Source organism: candidate division TA06 bacterium (assembly GCA_016208585.1).
Classification (GTDB): domain Bacteria; phylum Edwardsbacteria; class AC1; order AC1; family EtOH8; genus UBA5202.
Window position 1 is genome coordinate 13,543 of record JACQXR010000009.1, and the last position, 21,855, is coordinate 35,397.

Sequence of the window (21,855 nt, forward strand, 5' to 3'; positions counted from 1 at the left end):
TTGGTATGATCGTCGGAGTGGTGTGAATTACGACATCTATGCCGAGAGAATAAACGCCTCGGGTGTGACGCAGTGGACTGTCAATGGCATTCCGATATGCACAGCTAACCAGTACCAAGGCTTTCCCCAGATTGTTTCTGATGGTTCTGGTGGAGCAATTATAGCCTGGCAAGACAATCGGAGTGGCACCGCTGATATCTACGTCCAGAGAGTGAACGCTTCCGGTTTGACGCAGTGGACTTCAAATGGTGTGGCGGTATGCATAGCCACAGGGGATCAATGGCGCATAACGATTGTTTCTGACGGTTCCGGGGGGGCAATCATATCCTGGAAAGACAGTCGCAGCGGTAACTACGACATCTACTGTCAAAGGGTACAGAGCTCTGGTATGACTCAGTGGACCGGGGACGGTGTGGCAATATGCACTGCTGCGTACAACCAAGACTATCCAATGATTGTTTCCGATGGTTCTAATGGTGCAATCATAACATGGCAAGACCCTCGCAGTGGCACAAATTGGGACATCTACGCCCAGAGGGTGGATTCTACCGGCTCTACATTAGAAGCACCAATCCTATCTTCTCCAGCCAACGGCTCATTCACCAATGACAATACGCCTTCTTTTGACTGGTCTGATGTGACCGGAGCCACCCAGTATCAGATTCAGATAGATAATGACACTACATTTGCTTCGCCAGTGAAGGATACGGTTGTTTCTGTTTCAAATTACACACTTGGCACTTCATTATCTGATGGCGTCTATTACTGGCGTGTTAGGGCTGGGGACGCAGCAAATAACTGGTCTGACTATACTACAAGATGGAGTTTTACTGTGGATGTTGCAGCTCCCGGTATACCAATCTTATCTTCTCCGGCAGACAATTCAATAACCAATGACAATACGCCTTCTTTTGATTGGTCTGATGTGACGGGTGCCACCAAGTATCAGATTCAGATAGACGATGACAGCCTGTTTGGTTCACCGGCAAAGGATACCGTCGTTTCCATTTCAAAGGACACGCTCGGCAGTCCCCTCGCTGACGGCGTCTATTACTGGCGGGTGCGGGCTGGGGATGCGGCAAATAACTGGTCTGGATACACTAACACCTGGAATTTCACGGTAAATACTGCTGGTGTTGAAGAAGAAGTAGGGACAATTCATGAATTGCCCCCCCCTTCTTACCCTATCTCCTTTACCCAATCCATTCATAAACTGGACATCGTTTAAAGGTTATGAGAAGGAAAAGATAATCGTGTATAATATAGCCGGGCAGAAGGCGGGAGAATATCTGGGGAATAGAGTGGGAGGTGATTTGCCTTCAGGGGTTTATTTTGCTTTTGTGCAAACTCCGAAGAGCGGAGTTCTATTGTGTAAAATTCTCAAATTGAGATAGCCCAAGTTCTCAATAACAAAATACCGTACTTTCCAGGCCTTAGTTTCGGTCATTCTGCCCTTTGAATTTCGAATTTGTTTCGGATTTTGGATTTCGATATTTGGATTTGGCCGGAAAGGTCTACTATTTATCGCACTTATTAGTAAGGAGCCTCATGGATTACGAACGTTTTTTCAAACTGAGCGCCGATCCTTTTTCCAACGTCCCCGACAGTCGTTTTTATTACGACAGCCCCCAGCACAGCAATGCCATCATGCGGCTGGCTCACGTGGCCGAGCGGATGAGGGGGCTGGGGGTGCTGATCGGGGATGTGGGCTCGGGCAAGACCATGCTGGCCCGCCGTCTGCTGGACATCCTAAGGGAGGACGGAAGGTTTGAAACTTCGCTGTTGATCCTGACCCACTCCGAATTCAGTCCCATCTGGTTCCTGCGCCGGATCGGCTCGCTATTAGGGGTCAAGGAACTTTCCGAGGACAAGACCCAGGTCTCGTCGGCGGTGGCCCGGCGCCTGATGGAGATCCACGCCGAAGGACGCAAGCCGGTGATCCTGATAGACGAAGCCAATCTTTTGCGGGGGCAGGCCATCCTGGAGGAAGTGCGGGGGCTTTTGAATCTGGAGCTTTCGGACGTCCGGCTGATAACCTTCATCCTGTTCGGCATGGCCGAGATCGAGCAGAATCTTTTAGTGGACTCTTCCTTGAGCCAGAGAGTGGCCGTCAAATACTACCTGGGGGCCTTGGACGAGGCGGCCATCAAGGAATATGTCCAGCACCGGCTGGTGATCGCCGGACGGGAAGAAGAGCTTTTCACCGAGACGGCCTACGAACTGATCGCCCGTTATTCCCAGGGGCGCCCCCGGCTGATCAACGCCATCTGCGACAACTGCCTGATCGAGGGTTATCTGCTGGAGAAGGACATGCTGGATGCCTCGGTGGTCCAGACGGTGGTTTATAACCTGGGGATCGACCGGGGCCAGGAAGAGCAGGCTCCGGTCAGCGAAACCGCGGCGGGCGGCGATTACCAGTTTTAACGCCAGGCTACGAAGGCTGCACGACGTCTGTGGATATAAATTCTGGTAACTGTTCAGCTATAATTGTACAATCGTTTTCCGGGATTAGCCACAGAAAGCACATAAATCACAAAATAAGGTAACTGTTCAGGCCACAAAGACACCAAGACACAAAGCCACCGATACATCGGGGCAGGGGGGAATCCAGCTAAGAATATGGATTCCTGCTCCCCGTTTTCCCCTGGCCCCGCTTTGGCGGAGCCTCGTCTATGGCGAACTGGCGGGCCTGTCCGCCGTAGTATGTACGAAAGAGGATGGCGAACGAAGGGGGAAATCCAGTGTAAACTTTCTGGATACATGCTTACCCCCGGCCCCGCTTAAGCGGCATAAACTTCGGCGGTGCGTGGCGCAGGCATGACAAGGCGTTGCCTTGATACGTTAAAAATGACAAGGGCCAAAAAGGCCGCCAGGGCGTGACCTCACCCTGCCTTACGGCATCCCTCTCCTAAAGCATTAGGAGAGGGAACGAGGGAGAGGTCTGGAACCCCAGGCATTTGCCCCAAAACCCAAGACATATGCCTTAAGGAGCAAGGCACATGCCTTAAGGTCTAAGGCACATGCCTTAAAGGGTAAGGCAACTGCCTTAAGGTCCAAGGCATATGACGGAAGGTTCAAGGCAAATGCCTTAAAGGGCAAGGCAATTGGCAGAAAGGATGGGGTATATGCCTGAAGGGTCAAGGCAAATGCCCCAAAGCACGGGGCAAATGGTTTGTAAAATAAAGTATGTAGCGGTCATCGTTACATGCTTGAACCAATAAAAAAGGAGAAAGAACCATGTTTAAAAAACTATTTCTTTCGTGCTTGGCAATTGCAACGATTGCGTTGCTGGTTGTTGCGGGCTGCGGCAAGAAAAATCCGGAGGTCGTAAACCAGAAGGACAGCTCCGTCCTGATAGAAATCCCCGCCGGGTCGTTTATTATGGGCAGTAATGATTACGACGACGAAAAACCAATTCATACCGTTTACTTGGACAAATACTACATTGGCAAATACGAGGTAACGGTGGGCCAGTTCCGCAAGTTTGTGAATGCTACCGGTTATAAAACCGACGCCGAAAAAAGCGGCGGCGCATATGTCTATACCGGCGGCTCTTGGCAGCAAAAGGCCGATGCCAATTGGAAGAACCCGTACTTCTCGCAAAACGATAACAGCCCGGTGGTGTGCGTGAGCTGGAACGACGCCAAGGCCTACTGCGACTGGGCGGGCCTGCGTTTGCCCACCGAGGCCGAGTGGGAGAAGGCAGCCAGAGGGACGGATGGACGTTCTTATCCGTGGGGAAATGGATGGGATGGCAACAAGTGTAATCACGGTAAAGTTTCATCGCCATATACTGATGCCAGCGATGGCTACGAATACACTTCACCTGTCGGCAGTTTTTCATCCGGCGTTTCGCCCTACGGGGCCTACGATATGGCCGGCAATGTGTGGGAGTGGTGCAGTGACTGGTATGGCGAAAATTACTACGGCAGTTCGCCTTCAAACAATCCTACCGGCCCGTCATCGGGCGACTCCCGGGTGCTCCGCGGCGGCAGCTTCGGCAGCTACGCCAACGATTCCGTCTGCCGCGTTGCCGCCCGCATCTACAACCTCCCGGACTACCGCACCAACTACTACGGTTTTCGCATTGCCCAGTAAAGCAAAAATTGAATATCTGTAAATCTGTAATCTGAAAATCTGGGAACCCAGAAAAGCGCTCTTTCCCTTTGGGGGAAGAGCGCAGGAAAAAATTTATGCCCAATGAATCCCTAACCCAGGCATTAATGCTTGGGTTAGGGCGCTTCGCCTGGCAGGAAGGATACGGCGCGTTTTCGGTATGTGCATCGCATATAGGTAAAGTCAGGGAATACATAAATAACCAGGAAGAACATCACCGCCATAAGACTTTTAGAGAAGAGATGGATGAGTTCTTAAAAGCCTATGGGATAGAGCCGCAAAGGCCGTGAACGGCCTACGGTGGTGAGAGGTGTAGGGTGGTCTCTCTCTATAACCCAGCCGTTAACGGCTGGGTTATAGAGGAGGCTTACACCTAGGTACCAAGGCCATTCATGGCCTTAGAGAGCGGCGGCCGGTAGTCCGCAACGATGAACGCTGCCGCCGGGCAAATATTTCAGTTTTCACATACATGAAACCAAAAAACGGAGGATCTCGGCTGCGCCCTACCGCGACCGGGTGGCCTGCCCTGAAGGGGCTGGGAAAAATAGCCTGCGGCTTAAGCCACAGGCTAAAGAGGAACGGATACCCCGCCCTATCGGGGCGGGCCTGTCCGCCTATATGGGTTGCTTGCTAATGGCGGAGAAATGTAATATGCATCATCCGCAACCCTGCGCCGCTTTTCGGGCGCGTATTGACGGATACATCTGATACCGGTGGCTGAAGCCCACCGGCTATAATCCTGCACGCCTTCAGCGTGATAATTCAAATCCGGCGGTGGCCGGTGGTTTCGATACACCCCTTCGGGGCACTCAACCACCGGCGGGGCGGCGGAAAAAATAAAAATGGAGACCTGAAAATGGAAACGATAAAACGGGAAGCAATCAAGGTGATTTCGAAATTGCCCGAGACGGCCAATATAGATGACATAATGTACGAGATTTATGTCATTGATAAAATCAAAAAGGCCAGGGAATCCTCTAAACGAGGAGAAGTAATATCCATCGGGGATTTGAAGAAGGAAATCCAAAGTTGGTAAAGTGGACCATACCTGCCAAACGGGATTTAAGGCTGATTTTTGATTATATTGCCCTGGATTCGAAATTTTACGCGAGAAAGGTCGCTTTCGAGATAATAGAAAAGACCGAGAATCTAAAATTCTTTCCGGAAATCGGAAGGGTCGTCCCCGAGATCGGCGATCCGCGCATCCGGGAGATAATCGTATATTCCTATCGCCTTGTTTATGAGATTTCCGCCAAAAAGATAGAGATACTTGCATTGATTCATGCCAAGCGCAATTTTATTTATACCGACGTAATACTACGTCCGTAAGGGCGTAGATGAAGTGGTTCCTGCGTAGCAGGACAGACATAGTCTGAAACCTAGACCCAGATGCTACGGCCGTAAGGCCGTAGTAATTCACTTTTACCAAATAAAGGCCGGGTCAAACGGCAACATCAAAAAAATGGTAATCATAAAATAAACAGCTCTCACAATAACATACCGATATACTGAAATCAAGTGGCAAAAGTTGATCAAATAAGGGCCAAGGCCGCCGAGTTTTTCCAAAAGGGCGATTACGCCAAGGCAGTGTTGGAGTACAAGAAGGTGTTGGAGCTGGAGCCCGGCAACGCCAGCGTCTACAATTTCATCGGCGACGCCTACGTCAAGCTCAACAACATCGACGAAGCAGTATCCAACTATCTGGAAGCGACCAAGGGCTACGGCAACGACGCCTTGTACAACAATGCCATCGCGGTCTGTAAAAAGATCCTCCGCAGTAAAAAGGACGATCCCGAGATATACAAGATGCTGGGAGACCTTTACATTCAGCAGGGGCTGATAAACGAGGCCATCACCAACCTGCTGGAGTATTCGGAACGCAAGATCAAGGAGGGCAGGCCCGACCTGGCCTTCCCGGTCTACCATCAGATCGTGGAACTCAATCCCCAGAACCTGGCCATCCGCTCCAAGCTGGCCGATATGTATCTGTCTCAGAAGCGGGTGCCGGAGGCCATAGAGGAATTCACCAAGCTGGCCCAGGCCTACCGGGAGAACGGACGGATGATCGAGGCCGAGGCCATCGACGCCAAGGTCCGCAGCATGAAAGGCGAGAAGGCCGCTCCAACCGCCGTCGCTCCCGCCCCGGCGCCAGAGATCCGACCTCAGCAGATGATAGATGAACTGATCCAGCATGCCAAACCGGAGATCCAGCTGGAAGTCCCGCCCCAGCGGGAAAAACCGGCCAGGGAGATTCCCTCTCTGTCCATCCAGAAGGAGCCGGAGAAGCCGGCCGCGGCCGCGCCTCCCAAACAGGACTGGGCCACCAACATGGAGCTGGGGGACCTGCTAGTGGAGATCGGCTCCACTCAGGAGGCTTTGGACCAGTATCATACCGCGGCCAACGGCTACTTAAGCGACGGCAACCTCAATAAATCCATTGTCATTTACAAGAAAATCGCCGAGTTGCAACCTCTGGAACTAAGGAGCCGGCAGAAGTTAGTGGAGATCTCGCTGCAGGCCAATCAGCCCGAAGCCATGGTGGACGCGTATCTGGGCCTGGCCGAGTGCCTTTACCGCCGGGAGCTGAAAGAGCAGGCGGCGGCGGTCTATCAAAAAGTACTGGAGATCGACCAGGTAAACGAGACCGCCCTGGAAAGCCTTTCCCTGCTGTTGCCCGAGATGCCGGAAGGGTCCATGATGGATATGCCGGGTATTGTCCAGCCCGTACCCTCGATTAGCATCCAGCCCCTGGAACCGAAGCCAGCTCCGGCCGAACCGCCCAGCTGGCAAATGCCGGCCCAGGAACCCGAGCCGGCTTCAGCCGGTCAAAGCTTTTTGCCTGGCCAGCCTGCGGCGGAGCAACGAGAAGAGCACAGCCATTTAACTGCCCAACCCCAAGGTGGCCAGCCCCAGGACGACAGCAGTGTTCACTGGGGGAGGGAGATGGTGGAAGGCGGCCGGCAGTCGCGGGTCAAGTTCAGCGTGGCCGACGACGAACAGTCTCAGGCGCCCCAGGCCCAGGAGGAATATCTTTCCCTGAACGACATCCTGGCCGAGTTCAAGGAGGGCATCTATCAAAGCATCAAGCAGGAAGATTTTCAGGGGCATTACGATCTGGGCATCGCCTACAAGGAAATGGGACTGATCCAGGAGGCCATCGCCGAATTCCAGATATCTTCCAAGGGAGAAAAAGAGAGGCTCAAATCTTTTGAAATGCTGGGCATCTGTTTTATGGAGCGGGGGGAATACAAATTCGCCATCCGCCAAATGGAACGCGGCCTGGCTACCCCGGGTTACGAGGAAGAGGCTTATATGGGGCTGCGCTATAACCTGGCCCAGTCCTACGAAAACGTGGGCGAGATCGATAATGCCGTCAAGGCTTACGAAGAAATATATTCGGTAGACGTATCCTTCAAGGACGTGACTCAAAAACTCCAGCAGCTTAAGCCGGCCAGAGCCCCAGTTCCAGCGCCACCCCCGCCGCGTCCAACTGTTGCCCAGCCTCAAGCTGCTCAGCCGCCATTACGCCCCACAGTGGCGCCTCCGGTTATGGCCCGGCCGGCCCAGCCGGCAACCCAGCCGGCCGCGCCGCGGCGGCCCAATATAGCCTCACCCCAGCCGCAATACCAACAGCCTTCGGCTCCAGTGCTCCGTCCGGCCATGCCGCCGCCAGCCGCTCCGGCCTATGCGCCACAGCCCCCGGCCCGAGCGCAGGAAGAAGTGTCTATGCCTGAAATGGATTCTTCGCCCAAACCCAAGCCCATACCTTCCAAGCTCAAAAAACCGGAGAAACAGAGAATCTCTTACGTGGCAACCGGCCGGTTTCAAGCTGTTGGCCCGGTCAGGCGCGGACCCGGAGCACATTCCCCGTTACGGCGAATTGCTTTTGGTGCAGGGAAGTTTTAGCCTTTTGCCCCAGAAGCGCAACCCAGGCGGGTTCGACTACCGGGCCTATCTGGACCGCAGCGAGGTCCGGGGCGCCCTGAATCTGGAGCATGTAAAGCTCCTGCAGACCGGGCGGGGCGATTGGCTGACGTCAAAAGTAGTGATCCCGGCCCGGCAGTACATCCGGTCACTGGCGGACAAATTTCTCCAAGGCGACGAGGCTGCCCTGCTTTTAGGCCTGACCCTGGGCGAGCGCAGCGGGCTTTCGGCCAGGGTGCAGGAGGCCTTCTCCAATACCGGGACCACCCATGTTCTGGCGGTCTCGGGCCTGCATGTGGTGCTGGTGGCCTTCATATTGTTCCTGGCATTCAGAATTGTCAGGGTTTCCAGGCGTTGGGCGGCCATTGGAACCTGTGCCGGGCTAGTGTTTTACACGCTTTTGACAGGTTCCCCGCCCTCCATAGTCCGGGCTACCATCATGGCGGTAGCGGTACTGCTGGGAGGGATGTTCGAACGGCAGGGGAACGGCCTGAACATGCTGGGCCTGGCCGGGCTGTTGATCCTGTTCTTCTGGCCCCAGTCGCTGTTTGACGTGGGTTTCCAGCTTTCCTTCGCCGCTACCGCCGGGATACTGGCCGTCACCCGGCCCATCCAGAACCAGTTGTACAAGATCACAGAGAACGAAGTTCTGCGCGAATGGCTGCTGTTACCCCTGGCGGTTTCCCTGGCCGCCCAGATATTCACCGCCCCGTTCCTGGCTTATCATTTCCACAAGATCCCGACCATATCGCTTTTGGCCAACCTGGTGGTGGTGCCGGCCACCAACCTGCTTTTGGCCCTGGGACTATTGATGGCCATCCTGTATCCTTTGGGCAATTTGGTGGCCTGGCCGCTGGCCGCCTCGGCTTATGCCGCCAGCTGGGTATCCCTGAAGTCGGTGGAACTGTTCAATATGATAAAATTTAGTGTAATTGTGTGGCCAAGACCAGATTTAAGTCAAATTTTAATTTATAGTATTGCTTTAATAATAATATTTAACTATAACAAAATTAAAAGGATACGATTCGTAATAATTATATTTTTATTGGCTGTTTTGAACGTTTTTGTCTGGGCTAAAACATTCGTAACTGATGATAAATTAAAGGTAACTTTTTTGGATGTAGGGCATGGGGATGCCGCTTTTATCCAATTTCCCAACGGCAGGACCATGCTGATTGACGCCGGGCCCAGCCAGGAAAAGTACGACTCCGGCCAGAGGATCATTCATCCCTTTTTGAAGTATTTGGGTCAAAGCACGATAGACCTGGCCATCATCACCCACGGGGATGCCGACCACGTTGGCGGGTTTTCCTATCTGCTTTCCCGGGTCAAGATCAAAAAGCTGATGATCTCCGGCCACCAATCCGAACAGTCCTTGTTTGTTTTGGCCATGGAGGCCGCAGTAAAATCAAAAACCGACATCGACACCCTATGGGGCTACGACACTTTGTCCGGAATAGCGCCGGTCCGGGGTTTCGTCTTCTGCCAAAGAGATTCTGCCGCAGTAGGCAACGAGGCTTCCATAGTCTGTTTCATTCAGTACGGGCAAAAGTCTTTCTTATTTACAGGGGACATGGGCCCGCAGTTGGCGGATACTCTGTATTCAAAAGGTCTTTTGCCAAAATGCACCGTGCTTAAGGTCCCGCACCACGGCTCGCACATCAACAATTCGCCGGCGGTGATAAGGGCCATAAGCCCTGAGTTGGCAGTGATACAAGTAGGTCAGAATAACCGGTTTGGGCATCCTTCACCGGAAGTGGTGGAGGGCTATAAAGCTGTCGGGTCCGTAATTTACCGGACGGATGAGCAGGGGGCGATCGTGATGGAGACGGATGGGAGAAAGTTGGAAGTTAAGACCACAGCAAGGCATTTTTTTCTTGACTAATATCAAAATTTCAAGTAAAATTAAGGATCATTAAACATCAAATACTGACATCTTATAACTTATGTCATATCATTATGTTATAAATCAATAAAAATAGCTCGCTGGCATACCGGTCAGGCGGGCTGTTTTTGGATAAGAACGTTTTAAGTGATTATCCCATTATTAATGGGGTCAGTATATAAGTAGCATTTTTATTAGGAATCCATGAAACCATGAATACTTAACTGTGGAAACCCTGATTGATTCCTGCGTTCCCCGCCTTCGTTTCACTATGGCGGACAAGCTGGCTTCCTTATAGAATAAATTCATTTGCCTTCGGCCGTTATGCAATTAATTAAGTGCTCTGATTAATAACTCAGGTAATATGCCTCGGGCTTTTCCATCCGCAGACGCCGTCGGCCAAAGCCGGCAAACATATAAGCCTGCTATGGCGTCGGACGATTTCGCAGATTTACTCAACTTTGGCAAAAAGCCAGTAGTTGAACAAATCACTTCAAAAGTCAGGCAAGCAGTCGTGCTCAGTGCAGGCCTAATATCCAAATTCAAAATTCTAAATCACCGCCTATGGCGGAATCCCGGTATTGCGGGACAAATACCAATGACCAAAGCGGCATAATTTGGATATTTTTCGGATTTCTGAAATTTAAACTTTGGATTTGTTTAGTATTTCGATATTCGAATTTCGAATTTGCCAAAGTTCAAGATTTATACAACGTTTGTGGATAAGAATTCCCTGAGCTAATGCGATAGTCAATCGTTTTAAATCAGATTTGTGCAATTCGTGAATTGCGCCTACGTAACGATATCCCAATCATTCCTTGAAAATAATGTAATCAAGGCCATAAACCATTAACTGGAGAAAAGAATGAAAAAGGACCTGATCTCGGTAGCCGATTTCAGCAAACAGGAGATGGACCAGTTGTTCGACCTGGCGGCAAAAATAAAAAAGCAGACCCGGGCCGGCCGCTCCCCAAAACTTTTAGTCGACCGGACCCTGGCCATGGTCTTTGAAAAGCCCAGCCTGCGCACCAGGGTTACCTTTGAGACCGGCATAACCCAGCTGGGCGGGCATGGGATATACCTGGACATGCAGCTGGGCAAGCGCGAGTCCACTCCGGACATCGCCCGCAACCTGTGCCGCTGGGTGGACCTGATCATGGCCCGGACCTTTAGCCACAAAAGCGTCACCGACCTGGCCGAGCATTCCACCGTCCCGGTGATCAACGGGCTGTCCGACCTGGAACACCCCTGCCAGGCTTACGCCGATTTTTTAACCATCCTGGAATACAAGAAGAAATTCAAGGGCCTGAAGCTGGCCTACATCGGCGACGGCAACAACGTCTGCAATTCCCTGCTTTTGGCGGCCGGCGCGCTGGGCATGAACATGGCGGTGGGCTGCCCCCAGGGCTACGACCCCGACAAAGCCATCCTGAACCGGGCCCAGGAAATGGCCTTCAAGAACAAGGCGGTGCTGGAGATCGTGCGCGATCCCCGGGAGGCGGTCAAGAACGCCGACGCCATCTACACCGATGTCTGGGCCTCGATGGGCCAGGAATCGGAGAAGGAGCTTAGGGCCCGGATCTTCGCCCCCTATCAGGTGAACAAGTCCCTGGTGGACGCGGCCAAGCGCGACGTGATAGTCCTGCACTGCCTGCCGGCCCACCGCGGCGACGAGATCACCGATGACGTGCTGGACGGCCCGCACTCGGTGGCGCTGGACCAGGCCGAGAACCGGCTTCACGCCCAGAAGGCTATCATGGTCACCCTCTACAAATACTGGGCCAAGAACCGCAAATCCAAAAAGAAATGATTTAAACAACGTTATCGTGCCACCCTGAAATCTTGGGGTGGCATAATAACAGGGAAAGGAAGGTTTATTATATGATGGGATATGGAGGAATGGTCTTCGGGCTTAACTATTTGCTGGTGATACTTCTGGTCATAGTTCCCTGGCTTATGTTGGCCTTATACGGAATCAAATTTTTCAAGAAGGCCGCCGAGTATTATCAGACTGAGCTTGACAACCGGCAAAAGAAGGACGCTCAGATGCAGGAGCTTTTGGCCAAGTTCGACCAGCTGGTGGATGTTCTTAAAGTCAAATAACACCAAACGAATATAGAATGCTGAATATTGAATACAGAAGTTGTGCGATGCCTAAGGTATTCAAGATTCAAAATTCAAACTTCAGTATTCAGGCAAAATGAATTTCTACAAAATGTCCGGGACCGGCAACGACTTGGTGGTGCTGGACAACCGGAAGAACATCATTGGGGACGGGCTTTCCCAGCGCTCGGCTGAGCAATGTCGAAGCCTGGTCCCAAAGCTCTGCCACCGCCGCCACGGGGTGGGGGCCGACGGAGTTCTGCTGCTGGAAGCTTCTTCCAAGGCCGATTTCAAAATGCGCTATCTCAACGCCGACGGCGGCGAGGTTAGCTTCTGCGGCAACGGGGGAAGGTGCATAGCCTGGTTCGCCCGCTCCATCGGCGCGGCCGGAGAAAAAATGACCTTTGAGGCCGGCGATGGGCTGCACCGGGCCGAGGTGACAGGCGACAGAGTAAAGCTTTCGATGAATGACCCTGCTGACTTCAGGCTCAATTTCATCCTGGACCTGGGCGGCAAGGGATATGCGGCCTCTTTCGCCGACACTGGGGTCCCGCACGTGGTCATCCCGGTGATGGACCTCCGCGATTTCCCGGTGGTGGAGACCGGACGGAAGATCCGTTACCATCAAATGTTCGAGCCCGGCGGCGCCAACGCCAATTTCATCGAACTGGCTGACCAGCACCACCTCAACATCCGGACCTACGAGCGCGGGGTGGAGGACGAGACCCTGGCCTGCGGCACCGGCTCCACCGCGGCCGCGGTGATCTCCGGACTGCAGGGGCGGGCCGCCTCCCCGGTGGCATGCCTGACCCGCGGGGGCGAGACCCTGACCGTGCATTTCAGAAAAGAGGAGGACCGGATAACGGAAGTGTTCCTGGAAGGAGCGGTCAACCTGGTATTCAAGGGGGACTGGCTGGAAGAAACTTGCTGAATGGATTAAAGAGCATCACAGCTATGGTGAGAATAATAGTGTGATTGTTAGAGAGTCTTAACTCAACCCTTTTCTCCCCTTCTCTGGACCAGAGAAGGGGACGGGGGATGAGTTCCTAATTACTTAATTTTGCATCCATTCGCATGTCAGGTAGGATAGCATTGCTCAGGACAGGTTTTGAAATTTTAATTCCGGAGGTGTTATGCCCAAATGGTATAAAAGCGAGGGGTTGACCTTTGACGACGTGCTGCTGGTTCCCCAGCATTCCCAAGTGCTGCCCAATGCCGCCGATCTGTCCACCAGGTTCTCCCGGCGCATCAAGCTGAACATCCCGCTGGCCTCATCGGCCATGGACACGGTGACCGAGCACCAGATGGCCATCGCCCTGGCCCGCCACGGCGGCCTGGGGGTGATCCACAAGAACCTGCCCATCCACGAGCAGGCCCAGGAAGTGGAGCGGGTCAAGCGTTCCGAGAGCGGGATGATCTCCAAGCCCATCGCCCTGACCCCGGAGCACCGGCTGCAGGACGCGGTGCGGCTGATGAAGGAATATTCCATCTCGGGCATACCCATCGCCGACAAGGACGGCAGACTGGTGGGCATCATTACTAACCGGGACATCATTTTTGAGAGCGATCTTAGCCAGATGATCTCTCAGACCATGACCTGCGAAAACCTGATCACCGCTCCTTTGGGCACCTCCATCGACGAGGCCAGCCAGTTGCTGCGCAAACACAAACTGGAAAAGCTGCCCATCGTGGACAAGAAGGGAATGCTGCGGGGACTGTTCACCTTAAAGGACGTGATGAAGAGCAACAATTTCCCCAACGCCTGCAAGGACAGCCAGGGGCGCTTAAGGACCGCGGCGGCCATCGGAGTCTCCGGCGATTTCCTGGAACGAGCCGAAGGGCTGGTCTCGGCCGGGGTTGACGCGTTGGTGATAGACACCGCCCACGGCCATTCCCAGGGGGTGCTGAACGCGGTCAAAAAGGTCAGGGAAAAATTCAAGAATACCGATATTGTGGCCGGCAATGTGGCCACCCCCGAGGCCGCCCGGGCCTTGATCAAATTAGGGATGGATGCCATAAAAGTCGGCATCGGGCCGGGCTCCATCTGTACCACCAGGATCGTGGCCGGGGTGGGCGTGCCCCAGCTGACTGCGGTGATGGACTGCGCGGCCGTGGCCAAGAAGGCCAAGGTGCCGGTGATCGCCGACGGCGGCATAAAATATTCCGGCGACGTGGTCAAAGCGCTGGCGGCCGGGGCCGACTGCGTGATGATCGGCAACCTGTTCGCCGGGGTGGAGGAAAGCCCGGGAGAAACGATCCTTCTTTCCGGCCGCAGTTACAAGGTCTACCGGGGCATGGGTTCTTTGGGGGCCATGCGCCAGGGCAGCGCCGACCGCTATTTCCAGGAGGGCGGGGGAACCGAGGGACAGAAGTTCGTGCCCGAGGGAATAGAAGGCCGGGTTCCCTACAAGGGCTCGCTGGCCGATGCGGTCTACCAGTTGATGGGCGGACTGCGCAGCGGCATGGGGTACTGCGGGGCGGCCAATCTCAAGGAACTCCAGCTCAAGACCACATTTGTCAAGATCACCAATGCGGGTTTAAGGGAAAGCCATGTGCACGATGTGGTGATCACCAAGGAAGCCCCGAATTACGAGGTGGATAGGGGGTAGGGAACGGGCGGGGCGCCAGGCGTTGTTTGAAACGTTGGAGAAGTAATGATAAATACCCGGCAATGTTTGAAACGTTGGAAATGTTTGAAATGGTTGCGTAGGGGCGAATGGTCATTCGCCCGGTAAAATATTGAGGATATAAGCATGATCAATCTAATCATCTGCGGGGCCGCCGGTCGGATGGGCCAGGCCATCTGCGAGGCGGCAAAAGACTCCAAGGAATTCACCATCGCCGCTGCGGTGGAGGGCCACGGGCATCCCTTGGTGGGAAAACAGCTGTGCGAAAAGATCCCGGCGGTCGTTGATGACCTGCTTTTAGTTCTGCAGGCCGGGGACGTGATCATAGACTTCAGCACCCCGGAAGCCACGGCGGCCAATGCCGCCAAGGCTGCGGTGATGAAGAAGCCGATGGTGATCGGCACCACCGGCCTGGACCAGAAGCACCAGGACCTGTTCGCCGGGATGGCCAAGGACATTCCGATGGTGGTGTCCTCCAACATGTCCATCGGGGTCAACCTGCTTTACAAGCTGGCCTATGCCGCGGCCAAAAAACTTCCCAAGACCTTTGACGCCGACATCTCCGAGACCCACCACCGCAACAAGAAGGACGCGCCCAGCGGCACCGCCGTCAAGATACTGGAGGAGATCCAAAGGGCCCGGGGCGGTAAGCCGGTCTATCAGCGGCAGACTTCCGACCAGGTCCGCGGGAACGATGAGATCGGCATGGTCTCATTAAGGGCCGGGGACATCGTGGGCGAGCACAGCGTGATCTTCACCGGGCCGGGCGAACAGCTGGAGTTGATCCACCGGGCGCAAAGCCGCCGGGTTTTCGCCGATGGCGCATTACTGGCGGCCAAATTCGTGGCCAAGGCCAAACCGGGCTTGTATGACATGCAGGATGTTTTGGGACTTTGAACGTAAACTAAAGATTGTAAATTTCAAAATGAAAAGTGCAAAATAATAATGAGAAACAGACTTGCAACATTAGCTTTCCTCTCAGTGATGGGGCTTTCAATTTTGGGCTGTCAGCAGGGAAATCCCGATCCGTTCTTCAACAACGGGGTGGCCTATTTCCAACAAGGGGATACGGTCAAAGCAGTGGCCGAGTTCAACCAGGCCATCAGGGTCAAACGCAACTTTGCCCCCGGCTATTACAACCTGGGGATCTGCAATTTAAAGCCCGGTGCCTACAATCAGGCCAACCAGTATTTTTTGAAAGCGGTAAAGTACGACCCGTCGTATGTGGACGCCTATTACAGCCTGAGCATGGTATATGTAACATTGGATTCCCTGCCCAAGGCCAAGGAGGCGCTTTATAAAGGCCTCAAACAAAACCCTAACGCTTCGATGCTTTATTATAATCTGGGGTATATTTACTTGCTTAGAGCACAGACCGATTCGGCCCGCTGGGCCTACAAAAAAGTTACGGAGCTAGATCCCCAAAACTCCGACGCCTATTTTAATCTGGCGTATGCTTCCAATGACCCCAAGTATGCCCAGGAAGCCATAGACGCTTTGCGTCAGGCCGTTCGGATCGACCGCCTGAATTACAAAGCCCATTACCTTCTGGGCGCCAAACTGCTGGGAAAAAATAACAGCACCCGGGATGAGATAAAAGAGGGCCGGAAATCCCTGATCATATTGTTGGAAAGCGGCAAGGGTCTACGCTCAAATATTGAAAAAGCCAAAGAACTGCTTGCGAAAACAAAATAAGATGAACTTTGAATTTGCCCAAAGGCTTACTAAAATACCGCCATATCTTTTTGCCGGGCTGAATAAGAAAAAAGCAGAATTAAAATCCCGGGGCGTCGATATCATAGATTTCGGGGTAGGAGATCCCGACCTGCCCACGTCGCCGCACGTCATCCAGGCTCTGACGGAGCAGGCGGACGATCCCGAAAACCATCGTTATCCCTCTTATGAGGGGCTGCCCGCTTTCCGCCAGGCCGTGGCCAAGTGGTACGGAAAGCGGTTTGAGGTAAAACTCTCGCCCGACGACCAGGTAACCTGCCTGATGGGCGCCAAGGACGGCCTGGCCCACGCGGCCTGGGCCCTGTTCGGATCCGGCGACAAGGCACTGTGCCCGGATCCTGCCTATCCGGTCTACGCCGTCCAGACCATGCTGGCCGGGGCTGAGCCGGTGTATTTCCAGCTTTCGCCTGAGAACTCATTCCTGCCGGATATAGACAAACTGCCGATCAAGGGCATCAAGGCCATCTTCCTGTGCTATCCCAACAATCCCACCGCAGCGGTGGCCGATATCAAATTCTACCAAAGGCTGGTGGACTGGGCCACCAAACACAACATCATGATCCTGAACGACGGCATCTATTCCGAGATCGCCTTTGACGGGCTGGTGCCGCCCAGCATCCTCCAGATTCCGGGGGCGGAAGAGATCGCTTTGGAATTCCACTCCCTGTCCAAGAGCTATAATATGACCGGCTGGCGGGTGGGAATGGCGGTGGGCAATAAAAAGATGCTGCAGGCCCTGATGCAGATCAAGACCAATTCCGATTCCGGCGTGTTCCAGGCGGTGCAGTATGCCGCCATCGCAGCTCTTGAAGGCTCGCAGGACTGCGTCAAGGCCAACTGCCGGGTCTACCAGGAACGGCGGGATGTGCTGGCCGCCGGTCTGAAAAAACTGGGATTGGAATTCCAACTGCCAAAAGCCACATTTTATTTTTGGCTCAAGACTCCTTCAAAATATGATTCCCTTAAATTCACAGACCTGCTGCTGGAGAAGGCCGGAGTGATGGTGGCGCCGGGAGTGGGCTTTGGGCAGAACGGCGAAGGCTTTGTGCGGATGGCGCTGACCATTCCCAAGGAGCGGATGGCGGAAGCCATTGATCGGATGGGGAAGATACTTTAAATGCATAATATCAAAATGCGAAGTGCAAATTTAAAAATTGTAAGTTGTACGATGAGTTTCCCCAAAAATGATCTGTCAGAACGTTTGTTGAATTTTGCTGCTGCAACAATCAAATTAATGGGACCATTGGCGAAGACGGTAGCCGGGTTTCATATTTCAAAGTAGTTGATAAGGTCTTCGACCTCGGCTGGCGCGAATTATGAGGAATGTGGCGGGGCGGAGAGTAAGAACGATTTCATACATAAGATGCAGATTGTACTGAAGGAATTGAAAGAATCGTTATACTGGCTGCGTCTTATTCGTAAGGCTCAATTGCTGCCCGATTCGTAAACGGAATATCTGCTCAATGAAGCAACTGAACTGGTTAAAATAATTGCCAAATCAGTTATGACTGCGAAACGCGGCAGGTTAGTTTAAATTTATATTTGCATCCATTCGCCTGCCAGGCAGGCTGGCATTACTCAGGACAAGTTTTTGCAATTAACATTTTGAAATAATATTATAGTGTCTATAATTGTCCAAAAGTACGGCGGCAGTTCGGTCGCCGATGCCCAGCGCATCAAGAACGTGGCCCGCCGGATCGTCAAGACCGCGAAAAGCGGGCACCAGGTTGTTGTAGTCGTCTCGGCCATGGCCGACAGTACCGACGATCTGATGACCCTGGCCCGGCAGATCACCGCCCAGCCGCCCCGCCGCGAACTGGACATGCTGCTGACGGCCGGGGAGCGGATCTCGATGTCGCTTCTGTCCATGGCCATCGATGTCCTGGGCGGGCAGGCCATCTCCTTCACCGGCTCCCAGGTGGGGATCATCACCGATTCCAACCACAACCGGGCCCGGATAGTAGAGATCAAGGCCGACCGGCTTAAGGAAGCGCTAAAAGACGGCAAGATAGCCATCGTAGCCGGCTTCCAGGGGGTCAGCTTGGCCAAAGAGATCACCACCCTGGGCCGGGGCGGCTCGGACACCACGGCCGTGGCCCTGGCGGTGGCGCTGGGAGCGAAATCCTGCCAGATATACAGCGATGTGGACGGGGTCTACAGCGCCGATCCCCGGATCATCAAACAGGCCAAAAGACTTTCCGCCATCTCGTTCGATGAAATGGAAGAGATGGCGGCTTTTGGCGCCCAGGTCCTGCATGTGCGGGCGGTGGAGTTGGCCTCCAAATTCGGAATGGCAATAGACTGCCGTAGCAGTTTTTCCAACCTCCAGGGAACAATAGTAGGCAAAGGAAGCAAAATGGAACGGATTACTGTAAAATCGATTGTCTACGATAAAAGCTTGGCCATGGTTACGGTCATACTGCAGGCCGCCCGCAGCAGCGCCATGCCCCAGCTTTTAACCAAGATGGCCGAGGCCGGGATCCAGGTCAAGTCATTTTTCCACGGGCAGGCCCAGGATGCTCGGCTCAGCCTGTTCTTCATATTAGATGAAGCCGATCTGCCTTGCGCCAAAGACGTGATAGAAAAAAACATCAAAACCGCAAAACAGGCCCAATGCCAGGTCAGCCAGGACATCGGGGCGGTGTCGTTGGTGGGCAGCGGGGTGGGGGGCGAGACGGCCATCATCTCCAAGATGCTGAAAACGCTGGCCGGGAAAAAGATCCATGTCCAAGCCCTGGCCACCAGCCACACCCGGATCAGCTGCTTCATGCTGCGCCGGGACCTGGAAAAGGCCCTGCTGGCGCTGCACCGGGCGTTCATAGGCTGAACCCCTTTCGGAACTAACCACGGAATCACTGAAATCCTGAAAACACGGAGGATTGCCGATCAAATATTATATTTTCGGTGTTTCCCTTTCTTTGATTCTGTGGTTTCCGTGGTAAAAGTAAATTAGTCTATTCCTAACCAATAATTGGAGGACCAGATGATCTGTCCCATCCGATTCATCCGCAAACCTGAAGAGGCCGAGTGCATCCGGGAACATTGTTCGTTCTGGCTGGAAGAGGAAGATTTGACCCCCGGAGAAAAGGAGCCGGAGCGTTTTTACGCCGTACTGGGCGGCCCTGCCAAGGACAACAAGGAGCACAAGGAACATAAAAGCATCGGCCATTGCGCCGTGCTGGCCATCGCCCAAACCCTGACCAAGCAGAAACCATGACCCGAAAACAGGCTAACATAGGACTGGTGGGCGCTACCGGGCTGGTGGGGCAGTGCATACTTCTGATACTAAGCGAGCGCCGGTTTCCGGTCGGCAGTCTTAAACTTTGGGCTTCGTCCAGGTCGGCCGGAAAAAAGATAAGATTCGGACGGAAGACCTGCCGGGTAAACCAGATAGACCCGGATGAATTCGCCGAATGCGACTTGATATTTTTTGCCGGCACCGAAGGCGAGAAGGGCGCCAGCCGGATATTTTCCAACGATGCCATCAGGGCCGGGGTGGTGGTGATAGACAACGGATCCGATTACCGGATGGATCCCACTGTCCCCTTAGTTGTGCCGGAGGTCAATCCCGGCGATGCTCTTAGGCACCGGGGCTTGATAGCCAATCCCAATTGCTCCACCATCCAGATGGCAGTTGCTCTTAATCTGATCCATCGCAAACTGGGGCTTAAGCGGATAGTTGTCTCCACCTATCAGGCGGTATCCGGGGCGGGGAGGGCCGGGCTGGAAACCCTACAACAAGAAAATCAACCCTTCGGCAAGGGCTTCGGCACGCTCAGCCTGGCAGCTCAGGGCAAGAATTCAAAATTCAAAATTCAGGATTCTGCATTTCCCCGCCAGATTGCCTGCAATGTCATCCCCCAGATCTCCAATTTCTCCGAGCTGGGTTTCAGCGGGGAAGAGTGGAAGATGGTCAAGGAGACCCAGAAGATATTTCACGATAAAAAGATCGCCGTTAATGCCACCGCGGTGCGGGTGCCGGTTGATACCGGGCATTCGGAATCGGTTTATTTTGAGGTCAGGGAAAAAGCCGGCCTGAAAGAAATAGAAAAACTGCTGGTCAAAACCCCGGGGGTGGTCTTTTCCAAGAACTCCTATCACACCCCGCTGGAAATAGCCGGCAGGGACGAGGTGTTCGTCAGCCGGCTGCGGCCCGATCCCTTTGACCCCAAGGCCTTCGTGATGTGGGTGGCAGCCGACAACCTTCGCAAAGGAGCGGCTACCAATGCGGTGCAGATAGCCGAACTGTTATTTAGTTTTCACTGAAAAAGAAGTGACAAATATGCAGTAAACATGCGGATTTCACTTCCGTTGGCCGTTAGAAAATGGTATAATTAGGGACAACAAAGGAGGAATTATGCTGCGGTTACGAAGCCCCCAACAGCGGGAAATATGGGAAATGGTCATCCCGAAAGATATCCTGGCCCTTAACGAAGAACTGGCGCAGATTGATCGGTTCTTGGACGACGAGCGGTTTTTGCTGCCGTATTTCAAGAAACACAAGACGTTTAAGAAGCTGAACACCGGGCGGAACAGCACACCGATAGAAACATATCTTCGGATGATGTATCTCAAACACCGCTAACAGCTGGGATACGACACCTTAGTGAAGGAGGTGTCCGACAGTTTCAAATGGCGGAGGTTTAGCCGCATCCCCTTGACCGGCAAAGTTCCCGATGATACTACTTTGGTCAAGCTGACTAATTTGTACGGCCCGCAATCGGCCGCCGAGATCAACCAAGAGCTGGTCAAGAAACTCACCGGGAAAAAGATCATCCGGGGCAAAAAGCTGAGGGCTGACTGCAAAGCGGTCGAAGCGAACATCCATTTCCCAACTGACAGCAGCTGGGTGAAAGTGATCATCCGGTTGGTCAAGAAACTGAAAAAGACCGGGGTTGGCGCTAAAATCAAAATTGTCGAGCATACCAGGGTTATTAAAAAGACGCTGCGGAAGCTATCTAAATGCAAAACGCTTGGTGAGGACAAAACCAAAGAATTATGCCGGATAGTCATTCGGCATACTCGCCACACTGTCCGACGCGCCAAGGCGATGAGCAAAGCCGCCAGCCGGTCATTGCGGAACGGCCAGCTTAAAAAAGCAATGAAGGCCGCTGTCGACCGCACCAACCAACGATTGAAGACATTTGTCAAAGTGACGGAAAAACTATTGGGGCAATCGAAAGAGGTGTTGAAAGGCAACCACCATTTGCCGAATCGCCAGATCAGCGTTTTCAATTCCAAGGCCAAGCCAATAGTTACCGGCAAGCAATCCAAGAAGACCACTTTTGGGAACAAGGCGCTGGTGGCCGAAGTGGAACAGGGGATCGTCAGCCAATGCCAGGTACTTTCCGGCAATCCGTCAGAAACATCATTGCCTAAAGGTTTGCTCAAAACTCATCAGGAAATGTTTGGTTATGTACCTGAAGAGCTTGCCACTGATCGGGGACTGAGTTCGGCAAAAAACGA

General features: G+C 53.4%; 20 protein-coding genes and 1 pseudogene. All 21 read left to right on the forward strand.

The genetic code is table 11. The features are described from left to right. Positions 1-22: 22 nt before the first annotated feature. A complete protein-coding gene (locus HY768_00950; protein ID MBI4725789.1) occupies positions 23-1,228 on the forward strand; it encodes a hypothetical protein in 1,206 nt (401 codons plus the stop codon). A gap of 320 nt (positions 1,229-1,548) precedes the next feature. Further along, the gene (locus HY768_00955; GenBank protein MBI4725790.1) at positions 1,549-2,424 is read left to right on the forward strand and encodes an AAA family ATPase; all 876 of its coding nucleotides are present in this window, start codon (positions 1,549-1,551) and stop codon (positions 2,422-2,424) included. An 813-nt stretch (positions 2,425-3,237) separates the two neighbouring features. Then, positions 3,238-4,098, forward strand: coding sequence for a formylglycine-generating enzyme family protein (locus HY768_00960; GenBank protein ID MBI4725791.1), 861 nt, complete (start codon positions 3,238-3,240; stop codon positions 4,096-4,098). Positions 4,099-4,193: 95 nt separating this feature from the next. Continuing rightward, a complete protein-coding gene (locus HY768_00965) occupies positions 4,194-4,406 on the forward strand; it encodes a hypothetical protein (GenBank protein MBI4725792.1) in 213 nt (70 codons plus the stop codon). Positions 4,407-4,972: 566 nt separating this feature from the next. Next, positions 4,973-5,152 carry a hypothetical protein gene (locus tag HY768_00970; protein ID MBI4725793.1) on the forward strand — a complete coding sequence of 60 codons (180 nt, stop codon included), beginning with the start codon at positions 4,973-4,975 and terminating at the stop codon, positions 5,150-5,152. After that, entirely contained in the window at positions 5,146-5,445 is a 300-nt protein-coding gene (locus HY768_00975; GenBank protein MBI4725794.1) for a type II toxin-antitoxin system RelE/ParE family toxin, read from the forward strand. The genes HY768_00970 and HY768_00975 overlap by 7 nt, the downstream gene beginning before the upstream one ends. Positions 5,446-5,634: 189 nt before the next feature. Beyond that, positions 5,635-8,022, forward strand: coding sequence for a tetratricopeptide repeat protein (locus HY768_00980; protein MBI4725795.1), 2,388 nt, complete (start codon positions 5,635-5,637; stop codon positions 8,020-8,022). Beyond that, positions 7,949-9,925, forward strand: coding sequence for a DNA internalization-related competence protein ComEC/Rec2 (locus tag HY768_00985; protein ID MBI4725796.1), 1,977 nt, complete (start codon positions 7,949-7,951; stop codon positions 9,923-9,925). The genes HY768_00980 and HY768_00985 overlap by 74 nt, the downstream gene beginning before the upstream one ends. A gap of 865 nt (positions 9,926-10,790) precedes the next feature. Further along, on the forward strand, positions 10,791-11,735 hold the full coding sequence (argF, locus tag HY768_00990; GenBank protein ID MBI4725797.1) for an ornithine carbamoyltransferase: 945 nt from the start codon (positions 10,791-10,793) through the stop codon (positions 11,733-11,735). Between the two features lie 71 nt (positions 11,736-11,806). Beyond that, on the forward strand, positions 11,807-12,028 hold the full coding sequence (locus HY768_00995) for a hypothetical protein (GenBank protein ID MBI4725798.1): 222 nt from the start codon (positions 11,807-11,809) through the stop codon (positions 12,026-12,028). Positions 12,029-12,125: 97 nt separating this feature from the next. After that, the gene (locus tag HY768_01000; GenBank protein ID MBI4725799.1) at positions 12,126-12,959 is read left to right on the forward strand and encodes a diaminopimelate epimerase; all 834 of its coding nucleotides are present in this window, start codon (positions 12,126-12,128) and stop codon (positions 12,957-12,959) included. A 202-nt stretch (positions 12,960-13,161) separates the two neighbouring features. Further along, the gene (guaB, locus tag HY768_01005; GenBank protein MBI4725800.1) at positions 13,162-14,637 is read left to right on the forward strand and encodes an IMP dehydrogenase; all 1,476 of its coding nucleotides are present in this window, start codon (positions 13,162-13,164) and stop codon (positions 14,635-14,637) included. A gap of 144 nt (positions 14,638-14,781) precedes the next feature. Next, positions 14,782-15,552 (forward strand): 4-hydroxy-tetrahydrodipicolinate reductase, encoded by a 771-nt coding sequence (locus HY768_01010; protein MBI4725801.1) that lies wholly within the window; start codon positions 14,782-14,784, stop codon positions 15,550-15,552. 48 nt (positions 15,553-15,600) lie between these two features. Further along, positions 15,601-16,350, forward strand: coding sequence for a tetratricopeptide repeat protein (locus HY768_01015; GenBank protein ID MBI4725802.1), 750 nt, complete (start codon positions 15,601-15,603; stop codon positions 16,348-16,350). A 1-nt stretch (position 16,351) separates the two neighbouring features. Continuing rightward, positions 16,352-17,506 carry an LL-diaminopimelate aminotransferase gene (locus HY768_01020; protein MBI4725803.1) on the forward strand — a complete coding sequence of 385 codons (1,155 nt, stop codon included), beginning with the start codon at positions 16,352-16,354 and terminating at the stop codon, positions 17,504-17,506. Positions 17,507-17,557: 51 nt separating this feature from the next. Beyond that, positions 17,558-17,923: pseudogene (locus tag HY768_01025) on the forward strand (four helix bundle protein). A gap of 87 nt (positions 17,924-18,010) precedes the next feature. Next, the gene (locus HY768_01030) at positions 18,011-19,216 is read left to right on the forward strand and encodes an aspartate kinase (GenBank protein MBI4725804.1); all 1,206 of its coding nucleotides are present in this window, start codon (positions 18,011-18,013) and stop codon (positions 19,214-19,216) included. 156 nt (positions 19,217-19,372) lie between these two features. Then, on the forward strand, positions 19,373-19,606 hold the full coding sequence (locus HY768_01035) for a hypothetical protein (GenBank protein ID MBI4725805.1): 234 nt from the start codon (positions 19,373-19,375) through the stop codon (positions 19,604-19,606). Continuing rightward, on the forward strand, positions 19,603-20,655 hold the full coding sequence (locus HY768_01040) for an aspartate-semialdehyde dehydrogenase (protein ID MBI4725806.1): 1,053 nt from the start codon (positions 19,603-19,605) through the stop codon (positions 20,653-20,655). The genes HY768_01035 and HY768_01040 overlap by 4 nt, the downstream gene beginning before the upstream one ends. A gap of 91 nt (positions 20,656-20,746) precedes the next feature. Next, on the forward strand, positions 20,747-20,974 hold the full coding sequence (locus HY768_01045) for a hypothetical protein (protein MBI4725807.1): 228 nt from the start codon (positions 20,747-20,749) through the stop codon (positions 20,972-20,974). 21 nt (positions 20,975-20,995) lie between these two features. Continuing rightward, the coding region (locus HY768_01050) for a transposase (protein MBI4725808.1) at positions 20,996-21,855 on the forward strand (860 nt) is incomplete at its 3' end.